Source organism: Streptomyces sp. NPDC093094, from assembly GCF_044754345.1.
Classification (GTDB): Bacteria; Actinomycetota; Actinomycetes; order Streptomycetales; family Streptomycetaceae; genus Streptomyces.
Map to the genome: position 1 here is coordinate 428,475 of NZ_JBIVOX010000003.1, position 25,116 is coordinate 453,590.

The window sequence follows — 25,116 nt, forward strand, 5'->3', positions numbered from 1 at the left end:
GAAGCCGCTCACTCCCTCCTGCCCGGACGCCGGGCCGAGCCCGCGTAGCCGTTCGGGTTGAGCCGCTGGAAGTGCCAGGCGTCGCGGCACATCGTCGACAGGTCCCGGGTCGGACGCCAGCCCCAGGCGCGGCCGATCGCGCTCGCGTCCGCGACCAGCCGGGCCACGTCCCCGGGGCGGCGGCCGACGATCTCGTACGGGATCGTCCTGCCGCTCACCGAGCCGAACGCCGTGATCACGTCCAGCACCGAACTGCCGGTTCCGGTGCCGAGGTTGAAGACCCGCATGCCGCTCTCCCCGGCGAGGTGGTCCAGGGCGACGCGGTGCGCTTCGACGGTGTCCATGACGTGGAGATAGTCGCGGATCGCGGTGCCGTCGGGGGTCGGGTAGTCGCCCCCGAACACCCGCAGCTGCTTCCGCCGGCCCACGGCGACCTGGGCCACGTACGGCATGAGGTTGTCGGGTGTGCCGCCCGGGTCCTCGCCGAGGAGGCCGCTGGGGTGCGCGCCGACCGGATTGAAGTAGCGCAGGCACAGCACCGCCAGCTCGGGCCAGTGGCGGCAGACGTCGGCGAGGATCTGCTCGCACAGCCACTTCGAGGAGGCGTAGGGGTTGACGGGTGCGGGGGGCGTGGACTCGTCGAGCGGGCCGCCGTCCGGGCCGCCGCCCGTGTCGCCGTAGAGGGAGCAGGAGGAGGAGAAGACCAGCTGGCGGACGTCGTGCTCGTGCATGGCGGACAGCAGGGACGTGGTGCCCCCGACGTTGTTGTCGTAGTACTGCACGGGCATCCGTGTCGACTCGCCCACGGCCTTGTGCGCGGCGAAGTGCACGACGGCGTCCACGGAGTGTCGGTCGAAGACGGCCGAGAGAGCGCGCCGATCACGGATGTCCAGTTCGTAGACGGCGCCGACGAAGCGGCCGGCGATCCGTTCCACCCGGTTGAGGACCTGGGGTGTGCTGTGGGAGTGGTCGTCGACCACGATCACCTCGTAGCCGTGGTCGAGCAGGTCGACGCAGGCATGACTGCCGATGAACCCCGCGCCGCCGGTGACCAGCACCGTCGACGGCGCGCCGGGACGCCGGGACTTCTCGTACGCCGTGCCGTCGTGCACCGCGCTCACCGGCCCCCGGGGGCCGCCCCGTGGCACGGCCCGTCGGGGACCGGCCACGAGGTGACCACGGAGGGCTCCGGGGGCGCCCCGGTCATGGCGGACGCGAACGGCAGAGCGGGGATCGCGAGGCCCGGACCGGCTCGGCGCGTCCCCGGAGCGGGGGGAAGGCGGTGTACGGGCGTGCCACCCGGCTCCCGGTGTCCCGGGACCCTGATGCCGGGGGGCTCGGTCTGCGTCATGAGGGACGCTCCTGGGGGGTGGCACTGTATGCTGACGGCATATGTTTACGCCGTATATGTACGACTCTGCCCCCAGATGCGGCTCACGTCAAGGCGGCGGCGTCCCCGGGGCCGAAGAAGCGGTGCACCAGAGCCCGGACCTCGGGGACCAGCTCGGGCACCGGGCCCTCGACCGCGACACCGGGAGCGATCTCCCGGACCGGCACGATGCGCACCGGAGGGGCCGGTACGCCCAGCTCCGCGAACCACTGGCCCAGCTGCTGCGACGAGGCCACGTACACGATCCGGCCCAGCCCCACCCATGCGTGCGCGGCCGCGCACATCGGGCAGTGCTCGCCGCTGGTGTACACGGTCGCGGCCGCCCGCTCCCGGGGCGTCAGATGCGCCGCGGCCCAGCGGGCCAGTTCGAACTCCGGATGCCGGGTCCGGTCCCCGCCCGCGACCCGGTTGCGGTCCTCGGCCCGGACCTTCCCGTCACCGTCCACCAGCACGGACCCGAAGGGCTCGTCCCCGGCCTCCACCGCCTCCCGCGCAAGCTCCACGCACCGGCGCAGATACGCCGTCTCCACTGCCTCCACCATGAGCGGGCCTCCTCGCCGCGTGATCTTCTGCGGTCAGCGTAGAGGCGGGAAAGGGCGTTCCGGGCGGGGCGCCGACCGACCGGGCGAGGGCCGGCCGGGCGCGGGCCGGGGCGGAGTGCGGGCCCGGCCGCGGGGCGTGCGGGGCGGAGGGGCTGTGAGGCGCGCAAGGCGAGGGGCCGGTCCGCAGGGTGCGCGGACCGGCCCCTCACCGCTGCCGCGGCGGCGCCCCTCACGGAGCCGGGGTGCTCTTCGCCGCCGTGCCGGCGCATATCAGCCCGAGGATCACGGCCAGGGCGCCGACGACGATGTTGTTGATGACCACGCCCGCGTCGGGGCTGTCGCCCACGATCCACGGCGAGACGATCATCCACACGCCCAGTGCGCACATGGCCCAGCTCAGGCCGTACATCCGCTCGGGGGCCCGGGTGAAGCCCAGTGCCAGCACGGCGATCGCGAGGCCCACGATCAGGTTGTGCGGCACCAGGTCGGGCTGGCTGGTGGTGTAGTGGACGATCCAGGGGGACACGGCGCAGTACAGACCGAGCAGGAACACCGGTCCGTCCACGAGCGCCACATCGCGACCGCCGAGCATACGGGCGTAGCGTGCCCGCATTTCGGAGACATCGGGGTGAGTCGACATGTCACCCCGGGGATGAGAGACGTCGGCCATGACTCGTCTCCTTCGGCTCGCAGGTCCGACCACGGTGCCGGTGCGAGGGTGCACGAGCACCGCATATCTGTAGTTTGCGCTTATTTCACCTTTATGTGTAGAGGCGGAGGGCCTGCGTGACTCCGTCCTCACGGCGTTCCCCGGGGAGCGCCCCCGGGGAGCGCCGACTCCCCCCGGGGGCGGGCGGGGTGCCCGGGGGAGACACCCCGTACGCGGCGCACGTGCCCGCACCGCTGTTCCTCCTTCTGCCCGCGGGACCTCGGAGGATGCATGCGCATCCCTCCCTCAGCGGCCGCCCCCGCGTCGTATCGTCGACCCATGGACGACCTGCCCGGCCCCGCGGCTCCGGCGGCCCTCGCACCGACCGGACCCCAGGATCCGCAGGTGTCTCTGACCACGGGGGCGCTGGCCCGCCGGCTCGGTGTGTCCCCCACGACCCTGCGCTCCTGGGACCGCCGGTACGGCATCGGCCCGGCGGCCCGCTCCGGCGGCCGGCACCGGCGCTGGACCCCGCAGGACGTGGCGGTGCTGGAGGAGATGTGCAGACTGACCTCCTCCGGCGTGCCGCCGGCCGAGGCGGCACGGGCCGCACGGGAGGGCGCGGCCGACTTCACGGCCGCCCCGCCGCAGGAGGAGCCGCGGTCGCGGGCGGCGGGCCCGCTGCCCCTGGGTGATGTGCGCCAGGAGTGCCGGGGCCTGGCCCGCGCCGCGGTGCGCCTCGACGCCGCCGCCGTGGAGGAGCAGCTGGGGGAGGCGGTCGACCGGCACGGACTCGCCGTCGCCTGGCAGGACGTGATGGTGCCGACCCTGCACGCGGTCGGCCGCAAATGGGCCTCGTCCGGGGACCGTTACGTCGAGGTCGAGCATCTGCTGTCCTGGCACGTGTCCAGCACCCTGCGCCGGCACACCGGCCCGCCCGTACGGCAGGAGGACATGCCCGCCCAGGGGCCGGTCGTGCTGGCGTGTCTGCCCGGTGAGGAGCACACCCTGCCCCTGGAGGCGCTGAACGCCGGACTCAGCCGGCTGGGTCTGCCCACGCGGATGTTCGGGGCGGCCGTGCCGGCCGAGGCGCTGGCCGCGGCGGTACGGCGGCTCGGCCCCGCCGCGGTGGTGCTGTGGGCCCAGACCCGCTCCTCGGCGAACCTGCCCTTCGCCCGGCACGTGGCCGGGCTGCGCTGGGGGGTGCAGGGGGCACGCAGGCGGACGCTGGTGATGCCGGCCGGCCCCGGCTGGCTGGGCCGCGCCGAGCCGGGCCTGCCCAGACCGGCGGGGCTGAAGGACGCGCTCGACATCCTGGCCGCGCTGTACCCGGACCGACCCGCATGAGCCCTGCTCCGGTTGCTCAGGAGGCTCCGGGCCGGCCTGTACGGGTCCGGGCCGGCCCGTACGGGTCCGGTGCCGGTTGCTCACGAGGTCCTGGACCGGCCCGTACGGGCCCCGTGCCGGTCGTCGCCGCGTACGGGCCCCGGTCCGGCCGGGACGAGGTCCGGGCCGGTGGCGTACGTGTCGCCTCAGCCCAGTCCGCGGGCCTGTTTGAACCGGGCCAGCCCGGCGGTGAGATCCACGATCGGATCGGGGTAGTCCACCGCCGCCCGGTCCGGGCCCCGCAGCTTCCACGGTTCGTGCACCGCGGTGCCCTCGACCTCCGCCAACTCGCCCACCCAGCGCCGTACATAGGCCCCGTACGGATCGAACCGCCGTGCCTGGGCGACCGGGTTGAGGACCCGGTTGGGCCGGGTGTCCGTGCCGGTGCCCGCCACCCACTGCCAGTTCAGCTGGTTGTTGGCGACGTCCCCGTCGACCAGCAGCTCCAGGAAGTGCCGGGCTCCCACACGCCAGTCGACGTACAGGGTCTTGGTGAGGAAGCTCGCCGTCAGCAGACGGCCGCGGTTGTGCATCCAGCCCTCGTGCCGCAGCTGCCGCATCGCCGCGTCGACGACCGGGTAGCCGGTACGGCCCTCCCGCCATGCCTCGATGTCCGCCCGGGCCTCCCGCTCCGGGCGCCAGCGGTCCTCCCGGCTGCGGTAGTCGGCGGCGGCCGCGTCCGGCCGTGCCGCGAGCACCTGGCGGTGGAAGTCGCGCCAGGCGAGCTGCCGCACGAAGGCGTCGGCACCCGGCCCGCCCGCGGCGCGCGAGCGGTGCACCAGTTCCGCCGGGGAGAGCGTGCCGAAGTGCAGATGCGGGGACAGCCGTGACGTGGCGTCGCCGGGCAGGTCGTCGTGGCGGTCGCCGTACTCGGAGAGGCCGCCGCGCAGCCATGCCGTCAGCCGCTTGCGGCCCTCCGTCTCACCGCCCGCGGCGAGCCCCTCCGACACCCCCGGCAGACCCTCGTGGGACGGCAGCCCGTCCGAGGCGACCGCGTCGGGGACCCGCACCGTGCGGGGCGCACCGAGCGGTTCGCGCAGCCGCTGCTGCGACCAGTGCCGGAAGTACGGGGTGAACACGGCGAAGTGGTCCGAGGCGGCGGGGGTGACCGCACCGGGCGCGACCGCGGTGGTCACGGCGTCGTGCACGTGCAGCCGCAGCCCCTGTGACTCCAGGGCGTGCCGCAGCCGCTCCTCGCGGCGCTGCGCGTGCGCGCTGACGTCGGCCGCCAGATGCACCTCGTCGGCCCCGGCCTCCGTGGCCACCCGGCACACCTGTTCGACGAGGTCGCCGGAGCGCACGACGAGCCGGCCGCCCCGGTCGCGCAGGCTCGCGTCGAGATCGCGCAGGCAGTCGGCGAGGAACGCCAGCCGGTTCGGCGCGGCGAACCCGGCGCCGTCCACGGCAGGGTCGCGCACGAACAGCGGGACCACCTCGCGGCCGTCGTGCAGGGCCGCCCGCAGGGGCGGATGGTCGTGGACGCGCAGGTCGGCGGTGAACAGGACGACGGAGGTGGTCATCGTGCGGAGCTCCGGAGCAGACGGGACAGGAAGCGGCGGGAGGACGTGCGCCGGGAGGCAGGCCCCTGCGCGGGGGCCGGGCGCGCGGGGCCGTCGCCCGCCCGGGCGGCCCGTGCGATGTTGCGGGCCATGCCGCCGAACACCACGGCGTGGAAGGGCGAGACACTCCACCAGTAGGCGTGGCCCAGCAGCCCGTGCGGATGGAACAGGGCCCGCTGGCGGTAACGCGTGGCGCCCGAGCCGTCCGTCTCGGCGTACATCTCCAGCCAGGCGAGGCCGGGAAGCCGCATCTCGGCCCGCAGCCGCAGCAGCCGTCCGGGTTCGATCTCCTCCACCCGCCAGAAGTCCAGCGAGTCGCCGACCCGCAGCCGGGCCGCGTCCCGCCGTCCGCGGCGCAGCCCGACGCCGCCCACGAGCCGGTCGAGCCAGCCGCGCACCGCCCAGGCCAGCGGGAAGGAGTACCAGCCGTTCTCCCCGCCGATGCCCTCGATCACCCGCCACAGCGCCGCGCACGAGGCGTCCACGGTCAGCTCGCGGTGGTCCGAGTACAGGCTGCCGCCCGCCCAGTCGGGATCGGTGGGCAGCGGGTCGCTGGGCGCGCCCGGCACCGAGGCCGAGGACCAGCGGGTGGCGACGTCCGCGTCGCGCACGCGCCGGAGGGCGAGCCGGACCGCCTCGTCGAACCCGATCGGCCGGCCCGGCGGGTCCGGCAGCCAGCGGGCGATGTCGTGCTCCCGGCAGACCACCTCGTGGCGCAGCGACTCGGTCAGCGGCCGGGCGATCGAGGCCGGGACGGGCGTGACCAGGCCGACCCAGTGGCTGGACAGTCCGGGGCTGAGCATCGGCACGGGCAGGATGAGCCGCGGCGGCAGCTCCGCCACGGCGGCGTACCGGATCATCATCTCGCGGTACGTCAGGACGTCCGGGCCGCCGATGTCGAAGGCCCGGCTGACGTCCGCGGGCATCCCGGCGCTGCCGACGAGCCAGCGCAGCACGTCACGGACGGCGACGGGCTGGATCCGGGTGCGCACCCAGCTCGGTGTGACCATGACCGGCAGCCGTTCGGTGAGGTGCCGCAGCATCTCGAAGGAGACCGACCCGGAACCGAGGACCACCGCCGCTCTCAGCACCGTCGTGGGGACACCGCAGTCCAGCAGGATGCGGCCCACCTCGGCGCGCGAGCGCAGATGCGGGGACAGTTCCCGCTCCGGCACGTCCACCGGGGTGAGGCCGCCGAGGTAGACGATCCGGCGCACACCGGCCGCGCGGGCCGCCTCGCCGAAGACCCGCGCGGCACGCCGGTCGGTCTCCTCGAAGTCCTCGCCCGAACCGAGCGCGTGGACCAGGTAGTAGGCCACCTCCACGCCCCGCATCGCCCGTGCGACGGACGCGGCGTCGGTGACGTCCCCGCGCACGATCTCCGTCCGGCCCGCCCAGGGATGGTCGCGCAGCCGCTGGGGTGCGCGGGCCAGACAGCGCACCGGCCGGCCCGCCGCCAGCAGCTCCGGGACGAGCCGGCCGCCGATGTAGCCGGTGGCGCCGGTGACCAGGCACAGTCCCTCGGGGGCGGGGCCGCCGTCCACGCTGTTCAGGCTCATCCGTACTCGGCCCTTCCTGTCGGCTGTTCCCGCGCGCTCTTCCCGCTCTCTCTTCCCCGCGCCGGGGGCGGGCGGATGCGGCGGGCTGCGCCAGGTGCCGTAACGGCTGACATGTTCGCGCCCATCCCGGGCAGGCGGACCGGAGCAAGCAGTTCGTCCGGGACCGGGAGGTGGCTGCCGCCATGAGTGCGAAGGTGTTGGAGCGGTTTCCCGCGGGATCTCCGCGCGGATCATGGCCGGCGGAGGAGTACGCGGCACGCCGGCGGGCGGAGGGCGAGCCCGCCACGGTGGTGATGGACCTGAAGTCCGACGCGTTCCTCGTCGTCGTGCGGACCGGCGAGGACGACTGACCTCACGCCCGGGGCGGCCGGCCGGCCACGCCCCGGCGAACGGCCGCCGGACGCGACGTCACTCCGCCAGCAGACGCAGGTGCGCCGACCGCGCGTTCGCCGTCTGCCCCTGCACCAGCAGGAACAGCGCCTCCCTGGCGAGGCGCTGTGCGCTGCTGCCGAGCAGCATCGAGCGACCGCCGCCCGCCACCACCGCGGCCGTGGTGACCGTACGCGCGAGTTCCAGGGCCTGCGCCCGCACGGCGAGCTTCTCGTCGAGGCGCTCCTGGGGGACCGGGTGGTCGGCCAGGTCGTAGGCCCGGCGGCGGACGTCGGCCAGACGCCCGCGCCAGTGCCCCGCCAGGTCCTGGTCGGCCTCCTCCAGAAGGGCGAGCGCCGCCTCGGCCACGCCGAACACGGCCGGTACGGCATGGGCGGACCGTGCCCGGTCGAGGAGCGCGAACCTCTCGTAGGGGGTGCGCAGCACGACGTCCTCCTCGGCCGCGCGCAGCCCGGTCAGCTCCAGGGACACCGTGCGGGCCGCCGTGAGCGCCGCCAGCCTCATCGGCGGCGACGGCCGCAGCCCGGGCTGTGCACGGGCGTCGGTGAAGGCGAACACCACCTCGCCCTCGTCCGTCACACCGGCCAGCAGCATCACGTCGTTCAGCCCCCAGCCGGTGTACCAGGGCACGGTTCCGTCGAACCGCCAGCCGTCGCCCTCCCGGGCGGCCCGCACGAGGACCTTCGGGAAGGCACGGACATGGGCGTACGCGATCCCGGCCAGCAGCTCGCCCGTCGCCAGCGGACGCAGCAGCCGCTCCCGGACCGGAGAGGCACCGGCCGCGAGCAGCTGCACCGGGGTGTGGTGCTGGGTCTGCACGAACCAGGTCGAGCAGCAGGCGCCCGCGAGGATCTCCGCCGTCCGGCGGGCCACGGCCGAGGGCGCGCCCCAGCCGCCGTACTCCTCGGGGGCGTTCGTCCCGAGGAGTCCCGACTCCTTCACGGCCGTGATGTGACTGGCGGGCACACCCTCCTCGTCGACGCGGGCGGCCTGCGGGGCGAGCAGTTCGTCGGCGAGCCGGCGGGCGCGGACGACGAGGGGGTGCGGTGCGGTGGTCATGAGGGGAATTCTTCCGGGCGCCCGGGCCGCCGGGCACGACGACGCGGCGCGGCGGCCCGGTCCCCGCAGGGGGACGCACCGGCCCGGCGGAGGGCGGACCGCCGGACCGTGGGACCAGTCCGCGGGATCAGCCCGTGGAGCCGGTCACCGGGTAGTGGTCCGACAGGTTGGTGTACGTGTACGACGTGCCCCAGCTCGACACCGTCCAGGGCGCGCTCTGCTCCTTGACCACGTCGTTCTTCCACACCACCGGGCGGGCGTGTCCGGCGCGGTGCAGGACGAGGTCCAGGTCCTCACGGGGGTCGTCCGGGTAGCGGTCGCGGGCGATGGAGTTGTCCCGTGTGTCGAAGGAGTACGGGTGTCCGGTGCGCGCGTCGGCGCCGACGAGACCGCCGTCGGCGAGCATGGAGGCGTACTCCGGTGTGCGCGAGTCGACGTTGAAGTCGCCTGCCACCAGCACCTGTTCGTCCGCGGGGATGTTCCTGGCGTCCAGGAACGCGTCGATCGCCCGGAACTGCCGGCCGCGCACGGCGGCGGCCTCGCCCGCGCCGCAGCCGGGGTCCGTGGACTGCGCGTGGGTGCCGACCACGTGCACCCGGCTGCCGTTCACGTCCAGCACGACGTACGCGAAGCCCTTGTTCGACCACCAGTCGGCGCCGCAGGCGTCCTTGAAGACGTACTGCTCCTTGCGCAGGATCGGCCACTTGCTGAGCACCGTCACCCCGCCGTCCTCCGGCGTGGTCGCCGAGTACGCCCCGCCCGTCGCGTCCCAGCCGTCCCTGGCGCGGCCGACCACCGGGGTCTGGTGGGGATACCGGCCCGCGAGGGCGCGCTTCAGGGCGTCCGACGAGGAGTTGTCGAACATCTCCTGGAACACCACGACGTCGTTCCCGCCGACGAACGGGGCCTTCGCGATCTCCGTGGCCCGGTGGTCCTGGCCCCAGTTGGGGTAGAGCGTTCTGCTGAAGAGGAAGACGTTGTACGTCAGAACCCTCAGCGGCGGCGCCTGTTCGGCGGCCGACGCGGCGGGCGTCGCGCCCGCGAGTCCGGTGACGGCGAGCGAGAGGGCGAGCACGGCAGAGCCCTGTGCACGACGCTGTGCGGAGAGTGTCACTGGATCTCCCTGTGGTGGAAGGGGGTTGAGTGGCGCCGCACATCAAACCATCAGGGATTACTCCCGGGTAACCACTACGGGGGAAACGGATGGCGCGAGAAGGTACGCGCGCCGAATCCGTCCGGGCGAGCCATGTTCCGTCCCGCATGAGCCTGCGCTGCGGAAGCTCGCGCACCTCGTGCCATGCCTCCACCGTGACCGGGCGCACCCGGTGGAAGGCGTACGCCGCCGGGTCGCTCCGCGGGTCCCGCCGGTGCTTCGCCGTGAACCGCTCGGCCGCCTCCGGGGGCACGTCCCGCGCGGTGCACGTCTCCACGTCGCCGTCGATCGGCACGACGTCCCGGGTGTCACCGAGCGCCGGCCGGGTCCGGCCGGACGCGCCCGGACTGCGGCCCGTCGGGTTGCCCGGCCGCGTCGCCGGCCGCATGCCGGTCCCGTCCCGGGCGAATCGCAGAGGCATCAGCCAGGGTGTTCCGTCGGCACCGGCCGAGGACACCCGAACGTCCGTCTCCCGCTCCGGCCGGTCCGGCCGGACGCGCCCGGACTGCGGCCCGTCGGGTTGCCCGGCTGCGTCGCCGGCCGTATGCCGGTCCCGTCCCGGGCGAATCGCAGAGGCATCAGCCAGGGTGTTCCGTCGGCACCGGCCGAGGACACCCGGACGTCCGTCTCCCGCTCCGGCCGGTCCGGCACGTCACGCTTGCGGTCCACTGCGCTCCGCGGACCCTTGTCGATCTTCATCCCCGCACGCCGGCGCCCCCTCACCCGCCCCGCCCCGGCCGAAGGCCCTGCACCCCGGCCTCCGGGCCTTGCCCGGCCCCCCGGCCGACCCGGCCCGTCCCGGCCGCTGGCATCTCCTGGGTTTTACGTATAACCTCGTCCGTCAACCGCCTCCCGGCCGCTCGCCCGGCCGTCGTCCGAAAGGCTGCGATGAAGCGCGTCGCCCTGGTCACCCTCGTCGTCGACGACTACGACGAGGCCATCCGCTTCTACACCGAGGCTCTCGGGTTCCGGCTGGCCGAGGACGCCCCGCGCCCCGACGGGTCCCGCTGGGTCGTCGTGGAGCCCGGTGCGGCGCCCGGTACGGGACTGCTGCTCGCCCGCGCGAAGAACGAGTCCGAGCGGGCCCGGGTCGGTGACCAGACCGGCGGCCGCGTCGGCTTCTTCCTGCACACCGACGACTTCGCCCGCGACCACGCCCGGATGCTGGCGGCCGGCGTGACCTTCCTGGAGGAGCCGCGTCACGAGCCCTACGGCTCGGTCGCCGTGTTCCAGGACCTGTACGGCAATCGCTGGGACCTGCTCCAGCCCGCCGCCTGAGCCACCCCTCACTCCCTCGAACCACCTCGCTGCAAGGAAAGCCCCGCCATGACTGCTACGCGCGTAGACGCCGATGTGATCCGCCGCCTCCCCAAGGCCGTCCTGCACGACCACCTGGACGGCGGCCTGCGCCCCGCCACGGTCGTCGAGCTCGCCCGCGAGGTCGGCCACACCCTGCCGACCACCGACCCGGACGAGCTGGCCGCCTGGTACTTCGAGGCCGCCAACTCCGGTGACCTGGTCCGCTACATCGCCACCTTCGAGCACACCCTCGCCGTGATGCAGACCCGCGAGGGCCTGCTGCGCGTGGCCGAGGAGTACGTCCTGGACCTGGCCGCGGACGGTGTCGTCTACGCCGAGGTGCGCTACGCCCCCGAGCTGAACACCGGCGGCGGGCTGACCCTCGCCGAGGTCGTCGAGACCGTGCAGGAGGGCCTCGCGGCCGGCATGGCGAAGGCCGCCGCGGCCGGTACGCCCGTCCGGGTGGGCACCCTGCTGTGCGGCATGCGCATGTTCGACCGGGTGCGTGAGGCGGCCGACCAGGCCGTCGCCTTCCGTGACGCCGGTGTCGTCGGCTTCGACATCGCCGGTGCCGAGGCGGGCTTCCCGGCCGCCGACCATCTGGAGGCGTTCGAGCACCTGCGCCGCGAGAGCGTGCCCTTCACCATCCACGCCGGTGAGGCCGACGGCCTCTCCAGCATCCACCAGGCCCTCCAGATCTGCGGCGCCCAGCGTCTCGGCCACGGCGTCCGCATCACCGACGACATCGTCGACGGAAAGCTCGGCCGTCTCGCCGGCTGGGTCCGCGACCGCCGGATAGCCCTGGAGATGTGCCCCACCTCCAACCTCCAGACCGGCGCCGCGACCTCGATCGCCGAGCACCCCATCACGGCGCTGAAGGACCTCGGTTTCCGCGTCACCCTGAACACCGACAACCGCCTGGTGTCGGGCACCACGATGACCCGCGAGATGTCCCTGCTGGTGGAGCAGGCGGGCTGGAGCGTCGAGGACCTGCGCACGGTCACCGTGAACGCCGTCAAGAGCGCGTTCATCCCGTTCGACGAGCGCAAGGCCCTGATCGAGGACGTCGTCCTGCCCGGTTACGCCGCCGCGCTCTGAGATCAGCCCGCGAGCAGCCCGCGCGCGTAGGCCGCCTGCCCGGCGTGCTGGAGGTCGTCGGACAGCACGCTCACCAGCCGTACGCCGAGCGTGACCGGCGGGTCCCAGCGTTCGTCCACGATCCGCTCCAGGTCCCCGGCGGTGAGCGCGCCGAGGCGCTGGAGCGTCCGCGCGTGCACCGCGTCGTAGTACCCCGTCAGCAGCTCCGCCGAGTCGACCCGCACCCGGGCGACCTCGGCGGAGCTGTGGCCGTACCCGGTGTCGTGGACCGGCAGGGGCAGGGCGAACCTCTCGCTCCACTGTCCGGCCCGCCACACCTGGTCCAGGCCGAAGGCGTCCGCGACGTGGTCGTCCTGGACCCGGGTGAGATGCCAGACCAGCCAGGCGACGGAGTTGGCGTCGGCGGCGGGGCGGGCGTTCAGCCCGTCCGGACCGAGGCCCTCCACGGCGGCGTGGACCTCTTCCCGGATGCGGCCGTATCCCTCGATGAGGATGTCCTTGGCGTGCATGGCTCCACCATCGCGCATCACATCCCGTCGTGCGCCCCGGTGCCCAGCAGTTCCATCAGCGCCCGGGCCGCCGGACTGGTGGCCTGCTCCGGCGGCAGCAGGGCGACGGTCTCGTAGACCGTCTCGTCCGTGCCCTTCAGCGGTACGGCGGTCAGGGACTCGCGCTTGTGCCGGAAGTGCCGCGGCACGGCGGCCACGCCCAGGTTCTCGTCCACCAGGTCCAGCAGACTGTGCACGTCGTTCACCTCCAGGCCGACCGTGCGGCGCACCCCCGCCGCGGCGAACGCGGCGTCGGTCGCCCGGCGCGGGCCCCAGTCGGGGTGGAAGTCGACGAACACCTCGTCGGCGAGGTCGTGCGGGGCGAGAGCCGGACCGGCCGAGGCCAGCGGATGCCCCGGGTGGCACAGCAGGGTCATCGGCTCGCCCGCCAGGGCCACCGAGCGCAGCTGGTCGGAGTCGTCGCGGGTGCGATAGGCGAAGGCCAGGTCCAGCCGCCCGGCGGCGACCCCCTCGGCCAGCGCGAGGGAGCCCGACTGCCGCAGCCGGATCTCCACGTCCGGGTGCCGCCGGCGGAACGCGGCGAGCAGCCCCGCCGTGCGCACCCCGGCGATGCACTGCTCGGTGCCCAGCGCGAGCGTGCCGCGCAGCACGCCCTGGACGGCCGCGACCGCCTCGTGCGCCGACCGCACCTGCGCCAGGATCCGCTCCGCCTCGCCCAGCAGCGCACGCCCGGCCTCGGTCAGGGTCACCCGCCGGGTGGTCCGCACGAACAGCGGCGCCCGCAGCTCCCGCTCCAGCGCCCGGATGGACGCCGACAGACCCGACTGGGACACCATGAGCCGTTCGGCGGCCCGGGTGAAATGCTGGTCCTCGGCGACCGCGACGAAGTGCTGGAGATGGCGCAGTTCCATGATTGAGAAGCCTATCCGCTGAATCCCATCGGATTCTTCTGTTGGACCACTGCCCGCGGGCCGGGCAAGAGTGGACAGGGTTCACCGGGCCCGTCCCCGGGCCCACCGCAGGACCCACCCCTCTCACGTCATGGAGTCGCGTTGTACACCGCACACCCCGACCGTTACGCGGACATGCCCTACCGGCGCACCGGACGCAGCGGTCTGCAGCTTCCCGCGCTGTCGCTGGGCCTGTGGCACAACTTCGGCCCGGACCGCCCCGTCGAGACCCAGCGCGCCATCCTGCGCCGCGCCTTCGACCTGGGGATCACCCACTTCGACCTGGCCAACAACTACGGCCCGCCGCCCGGCGCCGCCGAGTCCGCCCTCGGCGAGTTCCTCAAGGCGGACTTCGCGCCGTACCGCGACGAGCTGATCGTCTCGACGAAGGCCGGCTACCTGATGTGGCCCGGCCCGTACGGCGAGTGGGGCTCGCGCAAGTACCTGCTCTCCTCGCTCGACCAGAGCCTGAAGCGGCTGGGCCTGGACCACGTGGACGTCTTCTACTCGCACCGCTTCGACCCGCGGACCCCGCTGGAGGAGACGATGGGTGCCCTGCACTCCGCCGTCCAGCAGGGCAAGGCGCTCTATGTCGGCGTCTCGAACTACTCCGCCGAGCAGACCCGCGAGGCCGCCCGGATCCTGGGCGAGCTGGGCACCCCGCTGCTGATCCACCAGCCGCGCTACTCGATGCTCGACCGGCGCCCCGAGACCGAGGGCCTGCTGGACGCGCTCGACGAGCTCCAGGTCGGTTCCATCGCCTACTCCCCGCTGGAGCAGGGCCTGCTCACCGGGCGCTACCTGGACGGCATCCCGGAGGACTCCCGGGCCGCGAGCGACAGCCCCTTCCTGAACCGGGACGCCGTCACCGAGGACCTGGTGGCCCGGCTGCGCGCCCTGGACGACATCGCCAAGTCCCGCGGCCAGACCCTCGCCCAGCTCGCCCTCGCCTGGGTGCTGCGCGGCGGCCGGGTGACCTCCGCGCTGGTGGGCGCGAGCAGCGCGCGGCAGATCGAGGACAGCGTCGCCGCCGTCGGCGGTCTCGGCTTCGACGACGAGGAACTCGCACGCATCGACGCGATCGTCAACGAGTAAGGATCTCCCCGGTTCTTTCCTCACGGCGGAATCCGGCCGGACGACATGGCTCCGGCCGTCATTCCCCGGGGCGTTCGCGCACCGTCGCGATGAATTCCGCGATCACTTCCGATCCCCTGAGGACGATGTTCCCCGCCCGCGTCGATCTCGTGGATCCGCGCACGACTTCCCAGCTCGGAGGGGTGGCGCGGGCGGAGGAAATCCGTACGCCGCTTTCCCTTCCGAACCCCCGTCGCCTTTCGGCCAAGGCGCCCGGTGAATATGCCAGGAGACTGGCTTGAAAACCGTGGTGACAGTGGTTCAAGAGTGAAGATACTCGACGCCAGAGGGCAGTTGAACGCCCCGAGCCGCACGAAAGCGAGGCCCGTACCGGCGCGAGCGCAACGGGGGAGTGGATCGTGCACGACGAATTCCTGTGCCATGTCACCGCCTACGGCACCTGTGACGGCCGGCGCATCGGCGTCCCGCTGGGCACCTACCGCGCGCCCACCCTCGCGCTCGCCCTGTGGTGGCTGCGCGACCGGGCCTCCTGGATCGCCGAGCGGCTCGACCCCGGCCCCGAGGCCGAGCACATTCCGCCGAGCGCGCTGGTGCCGGTGGCGGCCACCGTGCCCGACGTCCCCGCCCTGCTGCGCTCCTGGTGCGCCGACCCCGGCCAACAGGAGCTGTGCGCCGACGAGTTGGCCGCCGGCCGACTGGTGCGCGTCGCCGCCAGTGACGACACCACCGAGTACGAGCTGCTGGCCGAGTCCGTCGACGCCCTGCGCATGCAGCGGACCCTTCCGGCGCTGGCGGCGCCCGTGGCCTAGAGCCGCACGCGCGGACCGCCCCGCCGCCCGCCCGGGCGCACATATGGTCGTATCGGTAGAATTCTGGCATGGCGGAGCGGCCGATCATGTCGACTGCGCCCGAACTCGTACTGGAGACCGCGTCGGGCTCCACGGTGATGAGTCCGGGCCGTGACTACCACGTGGGGCGCGATCCCCTGTGCGACGTCGTCATCGACGACGCCCGCGTCTCCTGGCACCACGCGGTCCTGCACCCCGCGGGCGACCACTGGACCATCGAGGACGAGCACAGCACCAACGGCACCTGGGCCGACGGCCGCCGTGTCCAGGAGGGGAACGTCGGCCCCGGCACCGAGATCCGCTTCGGCAGCCCCCTCGACGGTCCGCTCGCCCTGCTGACCGGCCGCACCCCGCCCGCCCCCGAACGTCCCTCCGCGATCGCCCCGGTCTCCCGGCCCGGCCTCACCGGCACCTTCCGGCAGCCCACCAGCGTCCGCCCGCTGCCCTCCCGTACCGTCCGCATCGGCCGCGCCGGGGACAACGACCTGGTCATCGACGACCTCGTGGTCTCCCGCCACCACGCCGAGCTGCGCGCCCTGCCCGACGGCACCTACGAGATCGCCGACCTGGGCAGCCACAACGGCACCTATCTCAACGGCCGCCCCGTCACCGCCGCCCCCCTCGGCCCCGGCGACGTCGTCGGAGTCGGCCACTACGCGTACTGCCTGGTGGGCGACCAGCTCCAGGAGTACGTCGACACCGGCGAGGTCTCCCTCGACGTCCAGGACCTCACCGTCGCCGTCGACCGCGGCCGCAAGACCCTCCTGGACCACGTGTCCTTCCCGGTCGGCGAGAAATGCCTGCTGGCCGTCGTCGGGCCGAGCGGCGCCGGCAAGTCCACCCTGCTCAACGCGCTCACCGGGCAGCGCCCCGCCGACCACGGCACCGTCCTCTACGACGGCCGCGACCTCTACCGCGACTACGCCGAGCTGCGCCAGCGCATCGGCCTGGTCCCGCAGGACGACATCCTGCACGCCCAGCTCACCGTCCGGGCCGCCCTCGGCTACGCCGCCGAGCTGCGCTTCCCGCAGGACACCGCCAAGGCGGAACGCCGCGCCCGGGTGGACGAGGTCATCCGGGAACTCGGCCTGGAGCAGCGCGCCGCCCAGCCCGTGCACAGTCTCTCCGGAGGCCAGCGCAAGCGGGTCAGCGTCGCCCTGGAACTGCTCACCAAGCCCTCGCTGCTCTTCCTCGACGAGCCGACCTCGGGCCTCGACCCCGGCATGGACCGCTCGGTGATGCACATGCTGCGCGGCCTCGCCGACGACGGCCGCACCGTCATCGTCGTCACCCACAGCGTCCTCAGCCTCGACGTCTGCGACCGTCTGCTCGTCCTCGCCCCCGGCGGCCGGATCGCCTACTACGGTCCCCCCGAGGAGGCCCTCGCCTACTTCGGCCACGAGCAGTGGCCCGAAGCCTTCGAGGCGTTCGAGCACGACCAGGACCGCGACTGGGCGGGCACCTACCGCGCCTCGCCCCAGCACCGCCGCTACGTCGCCGACGCCACCGCCCAGCCCCGGGTGTCCCGCGAGGGCCCGGTGATCATCGCGCCGCCGCCCCGGCCGCGCGGCTGGGGCGCCCAACTCGGCACACTGGTACGCCGCTACACCGCCGCCCTGGGCGCCGACCGGACCTTCCTCGCGATCATGATCGCCCTGCCGTTCGTGATGGGAGCCATGGCACGCGCCCTCGCCGGCGGCGAGCTGACCCGTGACACCGCGATGAACGCGCTGCTCATCCTGTGCGTCGGCGGCGTCCTCACCGGCGCGGCCAACGCCGTGCGCGAACTGGTGAAGGAACGGGTGATCTACCGTCGTGAGAGAGCCGTCGGCCTGTCCAGATCCGCCTATCTGATGTCCAAGGTGATCGTCCTCGGCACGGTCACCGTCCTCCAGGCGGTCGTGCTCACCCTCGTCGCCCTCCTCGGCGTCGACCTGAACGCGCCCGGCGGCGAGGGCGTGCTGCTGCCGCCGCTGGCCGAGATCACCATCGCCGTCGCCCTCCTCGCGTTCACCGCGATGATGCTCGGCCTGCTGGTCTCCGCGCTGGTGCGCAAGGAGGAGGTCACCATGCCCCTCCTCGTCCTGCTCGCCATCGTCCAGGTCGTCTTCTGCGGCGCCCTGCTGAAACTCGACGGTGTCCCCGGCCTGGAGCAGCTGTCCTGGCTGGTGCCCTCGCGATGGGCGCTCGGCGCGATGGCCGGCACCGTCGGACTGGCCCGGATCGTGCCGGGCGATCTCACCGCCGACCCGCTCTTCCGCCACTCGGCCGGGGTGTGGCTGCTGAACATCGGCATGCTGCTGGTTCTCTCGGTGCTCTTCGGCTACGTCGTCTCGCGGCTGCTGCGGCGACAGGAACCCGTCGTGATGCGGAAGTAGGCGCCGATGACGACCCCCGGTTTCCGGCCCACGCACGTCGTCCCGGGCGACGGCATGCCCGCCTGGGAGACCCCCGACCCGGCCCGCCCCACCGTGCCCCTGGACCCGCTGCTGCCGGTGCAGCTCCTGGAGCGGCGCGGCGACTGGGGCCATGTGCTGTGCTCCAACGGCTGGGCCGCCTGGGTCGACGGCCGTCTGCTGGTCTCCGTGCCCCAGGACCCGCCGCCCGCCGGCCCGCCCGCGGCCGGCGCCGACCCGCGTCCTCTGCTGGCCCGCGCCGAGCACGCCCTCAGCCGCTACCGGACCGCGGTGGAGGAACGCGCGGGCGGGACGCTGGACGGCGACGCCTTCCGGGCCCGCACCCGCGGACTGCGCCTCGGGATCGTCGTGGACGGGGAGTCGGTGTGGCTCTACGACGCCGAGGACGGACGGTGGGTGTTCGGCGACGGCGTCCGCCAGAGCACCTACGCCACCGACGAGGGCCCGAGCAGCGCCGCCGGGGACGCCGGCCACGCCCCCACCCAGGTCGTGACCCCCGATGGCCCGTGAGACGAGCCTGTTCTCCGGCCGGCCCTCCGAGCTGATCGGCCGGCAGGTCGCCGGGTACCGCATCGAGGACGAGATCGGCCGCGGCGGCATGGCCGTGGTCTACCGGGCCCGAGACCTGCGCCTGGACCGGACCGTCGCGCTGAAGCTGCTGGCTCCGGAACTGGCCCGCAACGACACCTTCCGCCGGCGCTTCACCCATGAGTCCCGGGTCGCCGCCGCCCTCGACCATCCGCACATCGTGCCGGTCTTCGAGGCGGGCGAGACCGACGGAGTGCTCTACATCGCCATGCGGTACGTCCCCGGCAGCGATCTGCGGCATCTGCTGGACCGCCAGGGCCCGCTGCCGCTGCCGGCCGCGGTGCGCATCGCCGCCCAGGTCGCCTCCGCGCTGGACGCGGCCCACGAGCACGGGCTGGTGCACCGTGATGTGAAGCCGGGCAACATCCTCGTCGCCCGCGGCACCGACAGCGACCACCCGGAGCACGTCTACCTCACCGACTTCGGCCTGACGAAGAAATCGCTGTCGCTGACCGGGTTCACCAGCGTGGGGCAGTTCGTCGGCACCCTGGACTACGTGGCCCCCGAGCAGATCTCCGGCCGCCCGGTCGACGGCCGCTGCGACGTCTACGGCTTCGCCTGCGTCGTCTTCGAGGTGATCACCGGCCGGCCGCCGTTCCGCCGCGACGACGACATGGCCCTGCTGTGGGCCCATCAGTACGACGACCCGCCGCCGCCGACCGAGGTCCGGCCGGGTCTGCCGGGCGCGGTCGACCCCGTCTTCGCCAAGGCCCTCGCCAAGAACCCCGACGACCGCCACGACTCCTGCCTGGCCTTCGTCGCCGCCCTGCGTGCCGCCGCCGGAGCCGCGCAGGCCGCGCATCCGCCGACGCGGGTCGTGGATCTGAGCGGCACGGCCCCGGCACCGCCGCGGTGGGCCGCGCCCGTCTTCCGTCCGCCCGTCTGAGTGCGTCCCCTCAGACCTGGGGCTGCTGGCCCCGTCTGCGTACACCGTGGGCCAGCAGAGCGCCCAGGAACCCTGTCACCAGGCCCCACAGGAGGGCGAGACCGACGGCGGACCAGATCCGGGGGTGCAGGAAGAGGTCGCCGCCCAGCTCGCCGCCGAGGTCGCCGATGCCGAGGACCGACAGGCCGTAGTGCGCGTCGACCCGGCCGACCAGGCAGATCATCAGCACGGTCAGGGCGAGGGCGACGGCCATGTGCACGGCGTGCTGCCAGGCACGGACCCGGGCGGGGGAGCGGGCGGCCATCACGAACGCCGCCGCCAGCAGCAGCACGGCGTCGACCGCCACCAGCCACCACACCCGGCCGTCGTGCTCGGCGAGCGCGGACAGATTCAGCTCGGCGGTCTCCTCGCCGCGCAGGACCTGGTCCAGCACATGCGGCATCGGCAGCCCGAAGGGACCGTCCACCCTGCCGTACCAGGTCGCGCCCAGACCGATCGTCAGAGCCAGCCACACCAGGTTCGGCAGGCCCAGCAGGAGCACCGCGAACGTCTCGGCGACATGCCCGCGGGTCGCCGCCACGACCAGCCCGATCACCGCACCGAGGCCGACGTACGCCAGAAGCAGCAGAACCATGGCGTACGCGGCCGGCCTGACCGACGTCTGGAAGCGCAGCAGGCCGGCCGGCAGCGGCGCCCCGCGCGACACCAGCAGTGCGAGGACCAGCACTCCGGCCAGCCACAGCAGACCGAAGAACAGCGTCGGCGCCAGAGCCGTCTCGAACCCCACCTCCGGCGAGACCCCGAACACGTCGCCCAGGTCGGCGAGCGTGCCCTCGCCCAGCGGGATCGCGAAGGTCTGCCGGGCGGCGAGGGACACACCGAGCAGCACGACCAGCCACAGCACGGCGATCCGGGCCGCCCAGCCGGCCAGCTCCCGGGCCCCCGCCACGGCCCTGTGCCGCAGCGGCCGCAGGAACCCCGCGGCGAGCAGCAGGGCACCCACGAGGGTGACCGACAGCGGGATCACCGTCAGGGCCGCCGACGACTCGGCGAGCCCCCCGGCGTTCCCGGACAGCTCGACGGTGCCGCCGACGGACGTGACGACGGTCGCGGCGGTCACCCGGGGGAAGGCCCCGTCGGGCAGACCGGTGGCACCCGCCGCCCACAGGCCCAGGGCCGCGGTGACGGCCATGGCGACCGTGGCGACCAGCACCACGGCAGCGGCCTGCACCCAGCCGTGGCGGGCGACGGACTGCCGGTCGGAGGGGGTGTGCGGACTCACCCTTGCCACGCTAAGCAGCCGTCGCCCGCACCGCCCGCCGGGAGGTCCGTCCGGACCTCCCCCGCCCGGAGCCGGTGAACCGGACCCGGCCCGCTTGCGTGGTCGGCAGGACAAGCGCACACAATAAGAGCTGAATACCCTATAGCGGTGCAAGGCGGTGATGTCGCACGCGGCCGCCGTCGGGAAGAAGGGCTCGTGAGCGTCGAACCGCCGTCCTCAGGCCGTCCCACCGGCCCGCCCTCCGGCCCGCTGTCGGGCCCCGGCCAGCCGCCCTCGGGCCCGCCCTCCCAGCCGCCCACGAGCGGGGGCGGAGCGACCCCGCCACCGCGGCGGCCCTGGTGGAGGTCGGCGCCGCGCGTCGCCCTGGTCTCCGCCGCGGTGGTGGCCGCCGTGGTCCTCGCGGTCGTCCTGACCCGGCCCGGCGGCGGCTCCGCCCCGGGCTCCGGCGGCGAGGTCTTCCTCCAGGCCGCCGGCACCTCGGGTCCCGACCCCTTCACCGAGTCCACCGCCGACGACAGCTCCCTGCCCCCGGTCACCCCCAGCCCGGCCGGCACGTCCCCCGCCAACACCGTGCGCGGCGTCGACGGCGGGGCCCCCGGCCTCTACGGCGGCACCCGCAACGTCGCCGCCTGCGACGTGGAGAAACAGGCCGAGTACCTGACGGCCGACCCGGCCAAGAACAAGGCGTTCGCGTCCGTCGCGAGCGTCGAGCCGGCCGGCGTCCCCGCCTATCTGCGCTCGCTCACCCCCGTCCAGCTGCGCATCGACACCCGCGTCACGAACCACGGCTACAGCGACGGCGCCGCCACGGGCTATCAGGCCGTCCTGCAGAGCGGCACCGCCGTCCTGGTGGACGACCGCGGTGTGCCCCGGGTGCGCTGCGCCTGCGGCAACCCGCTGACCCCGCCGGTCGCCGTCCAGGGCACCCCGCAGCCCACCGGTGCCTCCTGGCCGTCGTACCGGTCCTCGAACGTGGTCGTGGTGAATCCCGCACCGGTCGTGATCGACGTCTTCGTGATCTACGACGCCGAGCAGGACGAGTGGATCGAGCGCCATCAGGGCGACACCGGCGACCACGACCGGAAGACCGACCGGCCCTCCGGCACCCCGACCCCCTCGGTCAGCGTCTCCACACCGACCTCGTCGTCCACGTCCCCGTCCACCCCGTCCACCTCGCCGTCCTCGCCGTCGCCGTCCTCGCCGTCGCCGAGCTCGCAGAGCCCGTCCTCCGAACCGCCCACCTCCGCACCGGAACCGGAGCCGCAGTCGCAGTCGCCCGACACCTCGTCGCCCCAGGAGGCGTCCGACTCCGGCACGACGGTCGAAGAGACCGTGTCCGACTCCGGCGGCACCACCACGGACGGCATGCCGAGCGGCCCGGGATCCGTCTCCTCGGGCGCCCCGCGGTCGGCCGTGACGCTCTCCGGGCTGTAGCCGCCGTCACAGCCGGGACTGCCGCGCCGCTCACGGGGTACGAGGATGGGTGCAGCAGTATCCGGCCAGGCCGGCTTCGGAGAGAGAAACGGATGATCGAGCAGCGGGACACAGTGACGCCGACCGGGTTCGACGTGCCCGTCGAACCCCTGAGGCGGGCGGCGCACTACACCGGTGAACCGGGATGCATCGCCGAGGCACGGGCCTTCGCGGCCGTCTTCCTGGAGCGGCTCAGGACCGAGTGGTGCGCCGACATCGACGACCGCTCCGAGGACGCCGTGCTCCTCGTGGTCAGCGAGCTGATCACCAACGCGGACCGGCACAGCAACGGTCCCTACATACTGGAGCTGGAGGGCACCGACGACGAGGTCTCGGTGTGCGTGTACGACAGCAGCGCCGCGCTTCCCCTGCGTTTCCCCCGCGATCCCGAGCGGGTCGGACGGCACGGCCTGGAGATCGTCCACGCCCTGTCCGCCGAGGTCACCGCCGAGCGCGTCCCGGTCGGCAAGCGGGTGCGGGCCGTGCTCGACCTGGCCGACGGATGAGCGCGTGCCGACACCCCTAGAACCCCGCCGTCCGGTTCCACCCAGGGCGGAACGCCGGAGCCTTCCCAGGACGACCGGGCCTCCTAGGCTGGGAAGGTGAACCGTCAAGCGCAGAACGAAGCCCGCGTGATCCCCCTGCGGCCGGGGAACACCCGCCCCGCGTCCGACCGCCGCCCCGCCGCGCCGGCCGTGCCGCCCCGCAAGGGCCCCGAGCCCGCCGAGCCCCTCTGGCGCGACCTGGTCGGCGACGTCCTGCGCCGCGAGCGTCTGGCGCAGGAGCGCACCCTGAAGGACGTCGCCGACGCCGCACGGATCTCCATGCCGTACCTGTCGGAGGTGGAGCGCGGCCGCAAGGAGGCGTCCTCCGAGGTCCTCGCAGCCGCCGCCCGCGCCCTGGGCCTGGGGCTGGGCGATCTGCTGGCCCTGGCACAGGGCGGGCTGGTGCGGCTCACCGGCACCGCCGGCCGCAGGCCGGGCGCCGGCGGACGCGGCGCCGGCACCGCGTCCCACAACGGCCTGTGCCTGGTGGCCTGACGGCCGCGCGCCGGCGCCTCGGGCTCAGACCCTCGTGAGGCGCCGGCTCAGCACCTCGTCGGCCAGCCCGTACTCCACGGCCTCCCGCGCCGTGAACACCTTGTCGCGGTCCATGTCCGCGCGCAGCGTGGCGATGTCGTGGTCCGTGTGCCGGGCCAGCACCTCCTCCACCTGGGAGCGGATGCGGACCATCTCCTTGGCCTGGAGGGCGAGATCCGACACCGTGCCCTGCCGGCCGCCCGACGCGGGCTGGCCCAGCAGCACGCGCGCGTGCTCCAGCACGAACCGCCGCCCCGGATCCCCGCCGGCCAGCAGCACGGCGGCCGTGGAGGCGGCCTGACCGACGCAGAACGTCGAGATGGGCGCCTGCACGAACGTCATGGCGTCGTAGATCGCCATGAGCGAGGTGTACGAGCCGCCGGGCGAGTTGAGATAGATCGCGATCTCGTGCTCCGGCGCCGCCGACTCCAGATGGAGGAGTTGGGCGATGACGACATTGGCCACCCCGTCGTCGATCTCGGTGCCGAGGAAGATGATCCGCTCGTTGAGCAGCCGGCTGAACACGTCGAAGGACCGCTCGCCCTGCGGGGTGCGCTCGATGACGTTCGGAATCGTGTAACTCCCCATGGTCACAGCCCCATCCGTCGCTTCGTCGAGGCCGGGCGCACATCCGCGAACGACTCCACCACCCGGTCCACCATCCCGTACTCCCTGGCCTCCTCGGACGTGAACCAGCGGTCCCGGTCCCCGTCGCGGGAGATCGTCTCCGGGCTCTGCCCGGTGTGCTCGGCGGTGATCCGCTCGATGGTCCGCTTGGTGAACTCCAGGTTGTCCGCCTGGATCTCGATGTCCGCGGTGGTGCCGCCGATACCCGCCGACGGCTGGTGCATCATGATCCGCGCGTGGGGCAGGGCGAACCGCTTCCCGGGAGCGCCCACGCTCAGCAGGAACTGCCCCATGCTCGCGGCGAACCCCATCGCGAGGGTGGAGACGTCGTTGGGGATCAGCCGCATAGTGTCGTAGACGGCGAGGCCCGCGTGGACCGAGCCGCCGGGGCTGTTGATGAACAGGCTGATGTCGGTGTGCGGGTCCTCCGCCGAGAGGATCAGCAGCTGGGCACAGACACGGTTGGCGGAGACCTCGTCGACCTGCGTGCCCAGCAGCACGATCCGCTGCCCGAGCAACTGGGCCGCGAGATGGTCGTCGAAGCGGGTGGGCGGGGTGTCGCCGTCCTCCGCGCGGGGGGCGAGAGCGGTGAGCGCGGTCATCGTTCCTCCTTGTCGATGCGGTCGATGCCGTCGACGCCACTGTGGCCTCCGGGAGCCGCCCGCCGGGGATTTCTCTGCCCGCCGCAGATCTGCCACGGGCAGAGCGATGACTTTCGCCGGGCACGCCGGTCCCCACTACCGACCGGGTTCCACTCCCTCAGCTCCCCCAGGAGGACGACATGACCGCCGACGGATTCACCACCTGCCTCTGGTTCGACGACCAGGCCGAGGAAGCGGCGCACCACTACGTCTCGATCTTCAAGAACTCCGGCGTCGGTACCGTCTCCCGCTACCCCGAGGGTGCCCCGCGTCCGGCCGGCACCGTCCTCACGGTCGAGTTCACGGCCAACGGCCACCGGTTCACCGCGCTGAACGGCGGCCCCGAGTTCACCTTCAACGAGGCCGTCTCCTTCCAGATCCACTGCGCCGACCAGGAGGAGATCGACTACTACTGGACCCGGCTCACCGAGAACGGCGGGGAGGCGGGCCCCTGCGGCTGGCTCAAGGACCGGTACGGGGTGTCCTGGCAGGTCGTTCCGGACCGGATCGCCGAGCTGATCGGCGGCCCGGACCCGGCCAGGGCCACCCGTGCCACCCAGGCCATGCTGAAGATGGGCAAGCTCGACATCGCCGCCCTGGAGAAGGCGTACGCCGGGGAGTGAGCCCCGGGGCCGGC

25 protein-coding genes are annotated in these 25,116 nt (G+C 73.5%); 13 read left to right on the forward strand and 12 right to left on the reverse strand.

The annotated features are described in order from the left end of the window. Positions 1-8 precede the first annotated feature (8 nt). The 3 genes from galE to ACIQGV_RS07965 all read right to left on the reverse strand — a co-directional run bounded on the left by galE (position 9) and on the right by ACIQGV_RS07965 (position 2,602). Complete coding sequence (galE, locus tag ACIQGV_RS07955; RefSeq protein ID WP_402492417.1) at positions 9-1,058, reverse strand: UDP-glucose 4-epimerase GalE; 1,050 nt, start codon at positions 1,056-1,058, stop codon at positions 9-11. Between the two features lie 376 nt (positions 1,059-1,434). After that, on the reverse strand, positions 1,435-1,932 hold the full coding sequence (locus tag ACIQGV_RS07960; protein ID WP_402492061.1) for a nucleoside deaminase: 498 nt from the start codon (positions 1,930-1,932) through the stop codon (positions 1,435-1,437). A 229-nt stretch (positions 1,933-2,161) separates the two neighbouring features. After that, complete coding sequence (locus tag ACIQGV_RS07965) at positions 2,162-2,602, reverse strand: SPW repeat protein (protein ID WP_402492064.1); 441 nt, start codon at positions 2,600-2,602, stop codon at positions 2,162-2,164. Between the two features lie 318 nt (positions 2,603-2,920). Here ACIQGV_RS07965 and ACIQGV_RS07970 point away from each other — a divergent pair, with 318 nt between their 5' ends. Then, on the forward strand, positions 2,921-3,928 hold the full coding sequence (locus tag ACIQGV_RS07970) for a MerR family transcriptional regulator (RefSeq protein ID WP_402492066.1): 1,008 nt from the start codon (positions 2,921-2,923) through the stop codon (positions 3,926-3,928). Positions 3,929-4,113: 185 nt separating this feature from the next. Here ACIQGV_RS07970 and ACIQGV_RS07975 read toward each other — a convergent pair whose 3' ends face one another. Both ACIQGV_RS07975 and ACIQGV_RS07980 read right to left on the reverse strand, forming a co-directional pair. Further along, on the reverse strand, positions 4,114-5,487 hold the full coding sequence (locus ACIQGV_RS07975; RefSeq protein WP_402492069.1) for a cryptochrome/photolyase family protein: 1,374 nt from the start codon (positions 5,485-5,487) through the stop codon (positions 4,114-4,116). Next, entirely contained in the window at positions 5,484-7,085 is a 1,602-nt protein-coding gene (locus ACIQGV_RS07980) for an SDR family oxidoreductase (RefSeq protein ID WP_402492071.1), read from the reverse strand. The genes ACIQGV_RS07975 and ACIQGV_RS07980 overlap by 4 nt, the downstream gene beginning before the upstream one ends. A 182-nt stretch (positions 7,086-7,267) precedes the next feature. On the opposite strand from ACIQGV_RS07980, the gene ACIQGV_RS07985 reads away from it, so the two are divergent. Beyond that, positions 7,268-7,435, forward strand: coding sequence for a hypothetical protein (locus ACIQGV_RS07985; protein ID WP_402492074.1), 168 nt, complete (start codon positions 7,268-7,270; stop codon positions 7,433-7,435). Between the two features lie 58 nt (positions 7,436-7,493). On the opposite strand, the gene ACIQGV_RS07990 is transcribed toward ACIQGV_RS07985, so the two are convergent. Both ACIQGV_RS07990 and sph read right to left on the reverse strand, forming a co-directional pair. Further along, positions 7,494-8,534 (reverse strand): acyl-CoA dehydrogenase family protein, encoded by a 1,041-nt coding sequence (locus ACIQGV_RS07990; protein WP_402492077.1) that lies wholly within the window; start codon positions 8,532-8,534, stop codon positions 7,494-7,496. Between the two features lie 127 nt (positions 8,535-8,661). Next, entirely contained in the window at positions 8,662-9,648 is a 987-nt protein-coding gene (gene sph, locus ACIQGV_RS07995; protein WP_402492080.1) for a sphingomyelin phosphodiesterase, read from the reverse strand. A gap of 927 nt (positions 9,649-10,575) precedes the next feature. Between sph and ACIQGV_RS08000 the strand changes: the two genes are divergently transcribed. Then, a complete protein-coding gene (locus ACIQGV_RS08000) occupies positions 10,576-10,965 on the forward strand; it encodes a VOC family protein (protein WP_402492083.1) in 390 nt (129 codons plus the stop codon). Between the two features lie 48 nt (positions 10,966-11,013). Continuing rightward, positions 11,014-12,084, forward strand: coding sequence for an adenosine deaminase (locus ACIQGV_RS08005; protein WP_402492086.1), 1,071 nt, complete (start codon positions 11,014-11,016; stop codon positions 12,082-12,084). 2 nt (positions 12,085-12,086) lie between these two features. On the opposite strand, the gene ACIQGV_RS08010 is transcribed toward ACIQGV_RS08005, so the two are convergent. Further along, complete coding sequence (locus tag ACIQGV_RS08010) at positions 12,087-12,593, reverse strand: DUF664 domain-containing protein (RefSeq protein WP_402492089.1); 507 nt, start codon at positions 12,591-12,593, stop codon at positions 12,087-12,089. A gap of 17 nt (positions 12,594-12,610) precedes the next feature. Continuing rightward, positions 12,611-13,504 carry a LysR family transcriptional regulator gene (locus ACIQGV_RS08015; RefSeq protein ID WP_402492092.1) on the reverse strand — a complete coding sequence of 298 codons (894 nt, stop codon included), beginning with the start codon at positions 13,502-13,504 and terminating at the stop codon, positions 12,611-12,613. A gap of 141 nt (positions 13,505-13,645) precedes the next feature. On the opposite strand from ACIQGV_RS08015, the gene mgrA reads away from it, so the two are divergent. From mgrA to ACIQGV_RS08040, 5 genes are all read left to right on the forward strand, one after another. Next, positions 13,646-14,638: an L-glyceraldehyde 3-phosphate reductase gene (gene mgrA / locus ACIQGV_RS08020; RefSeq protein ID WP_402492095.1), complete on the forward strand. Its 993-nt coding sequence runs from the start codon at positions 13,646-13,648 to the stop codon at positions 14,636-14,638. Between the two features lie 398 nt (positions 14,639-15,036). Continuing rightward, entirely contained in the window at positions 15,037-15,447 is a 411-nt protein-coding gene (locus tag ACIQGV_RS08025; protein ID WP_402492097.1) for a hypothetical protein, read from the forward strand. A 68-nt stretch (positions 15,448-15,515) separates the two neighbouring features. Beyond that, positions 15,516-17,864 (forward strand): FHA domain-containing protein, encoded by a 2,349-nt coding sequence (locus ACIQGV_RS08030; protein ID WP_402492099.1) that lies wholly within the window; start codon positions 15,516-15,518, stop codon positions 17,862-17,864. 6 nt (positions 17,865-17,870) lie between these two features. Beyond that, a complete protein-coding gene (locus ACIQGV_RS08035; RefSeq protein WP_402492102.1) occupies positions 17,871-18,413 on the forward strand; it encodes a hypothetical protein in 543 nt (180 codons plus the stop codon). Next, entirely contained in the window at positions 18,403-19,377 is a 975-nt protein-coding gene (locus ACIQGV_RS08040; protein ID WP_402492105.1) for a serine/threonine-protein kinase, read from the forward strand. Before ACIQGV_RS08035 ends, ACIQGV_RS08040 begins: the two co-directional genes overlap by 11 nt. Before the next feature lie 10 nt (positions 19,378-19,387). Here ACIQGV_RS08040 and ACIQGV_RS08045 read toward each other — a convergent pair whose 3' ends face one another. Further along, on the reverse strand, positions 19,388-20,659 hold the full coding sequence (locus ACIQGV_RS08045; RefSeq protein WP_402492108.1) for a streptophobe family protein: 1,272 nt from the start codon (positions 20,657-20,659) through the stop codon (positions 19,388-19,390). A 195-nt stretch (positions 20,660-20,854) separates the two neighbouring features. On the opposite strand from ACIQGV_RS08045, the gene ACIQGV_RS08050 reads away from it, so the two are divergent. From ACIQGV_RS08050 to ACIQGV_RS08060, 3 genes are all read left to right on the forward strand, one after another. Further along, a complete protein-coding gene (locus tag ACIQGV_RS08050) occupies positions 20,855-22,093 on the forward strand; it encodes a DUF6777 domain-containing protein (RefSeq protein ID WP_402492110.1) in 1,239 nt (412 codons plus the stop codon). A 92-nt stretch (positions 22,094-22,185) separates the two neighbouring features. Further along, a complete protein-coding gene (locus ACIQGV_RS08055) occupies positions 22,186-22,638 on the forward strand; it encodes an ATP-binding protein (RefSeq protein WP_402492112.1) in 453 nt (150 codons plus the stop codon). Positions 22,639-22,734: 96 nt separating this feature from the next. Next, positions 22,735-23,172, forward strand: coding sequence for a helix-turn-helix domain-containing protein (locus ACIQGV_RS08060; RefSeq protein ID WP_402492115.1), 438 nt, complete (start codon positions 22,735-22,737; stop codon positions 23,170-23,172). A gap of 24 nt (positions 23,173-23,196) precedes the next feature. Here the strand turns inward: ACIQGV_RS08060 and ACIQGV_RS08065 are convergent, their stop codons facing one another. Both ACIQGV_RS08065 and ACIQGV_RS08070 read right to left on the reverse strand, forming a co-directional pair. Then, positions 23,197-23,799 carry a ClpP family protease gene (locus tag ACIQGV_RS08065; protein ID WP_402492419.1) on the reverse strand — a complete coding sequence of 201 codons (603 nt, stop codon included), beginning with the start codon at positions 23,797-23,799 and terminating at the stop codon, positions 23,197-23,199. A gap of 2 nt (positions 23,800-23,801) precedes the next feature. Then, positions 23,802-24,440 carry an ATP-dependent Clp protease proteolytic subunit gene (locus ACIQGV_RS08070; RefSeq protein ID WP_402492118.1) on the reverse strand — a complete coding sequence of 213 codons (639 nt, stop codon included), beginning with the start codon at positions 24,438-24,440 and terminating at the stop codon, positions 23,802-23,804. Between the two features lie 179 nt (positions 24,441-24,619). Here ACIQGV_RS08070 and ACIQGV_RS08075 point away from each other — a divergent pair, with 179 nt between their 5' ends. Next, a complete protein-coding gene (locus tag ACIQGV_RS08075) occupies positions 24,620-25,102 on the forward strand; it encodes a VOC family protein (protein ID WP_402492120.1) in 483 nt (160 codons plus the stop codon). Positions 25,103-25,116 lie beyond the last annotated feature (14 nt).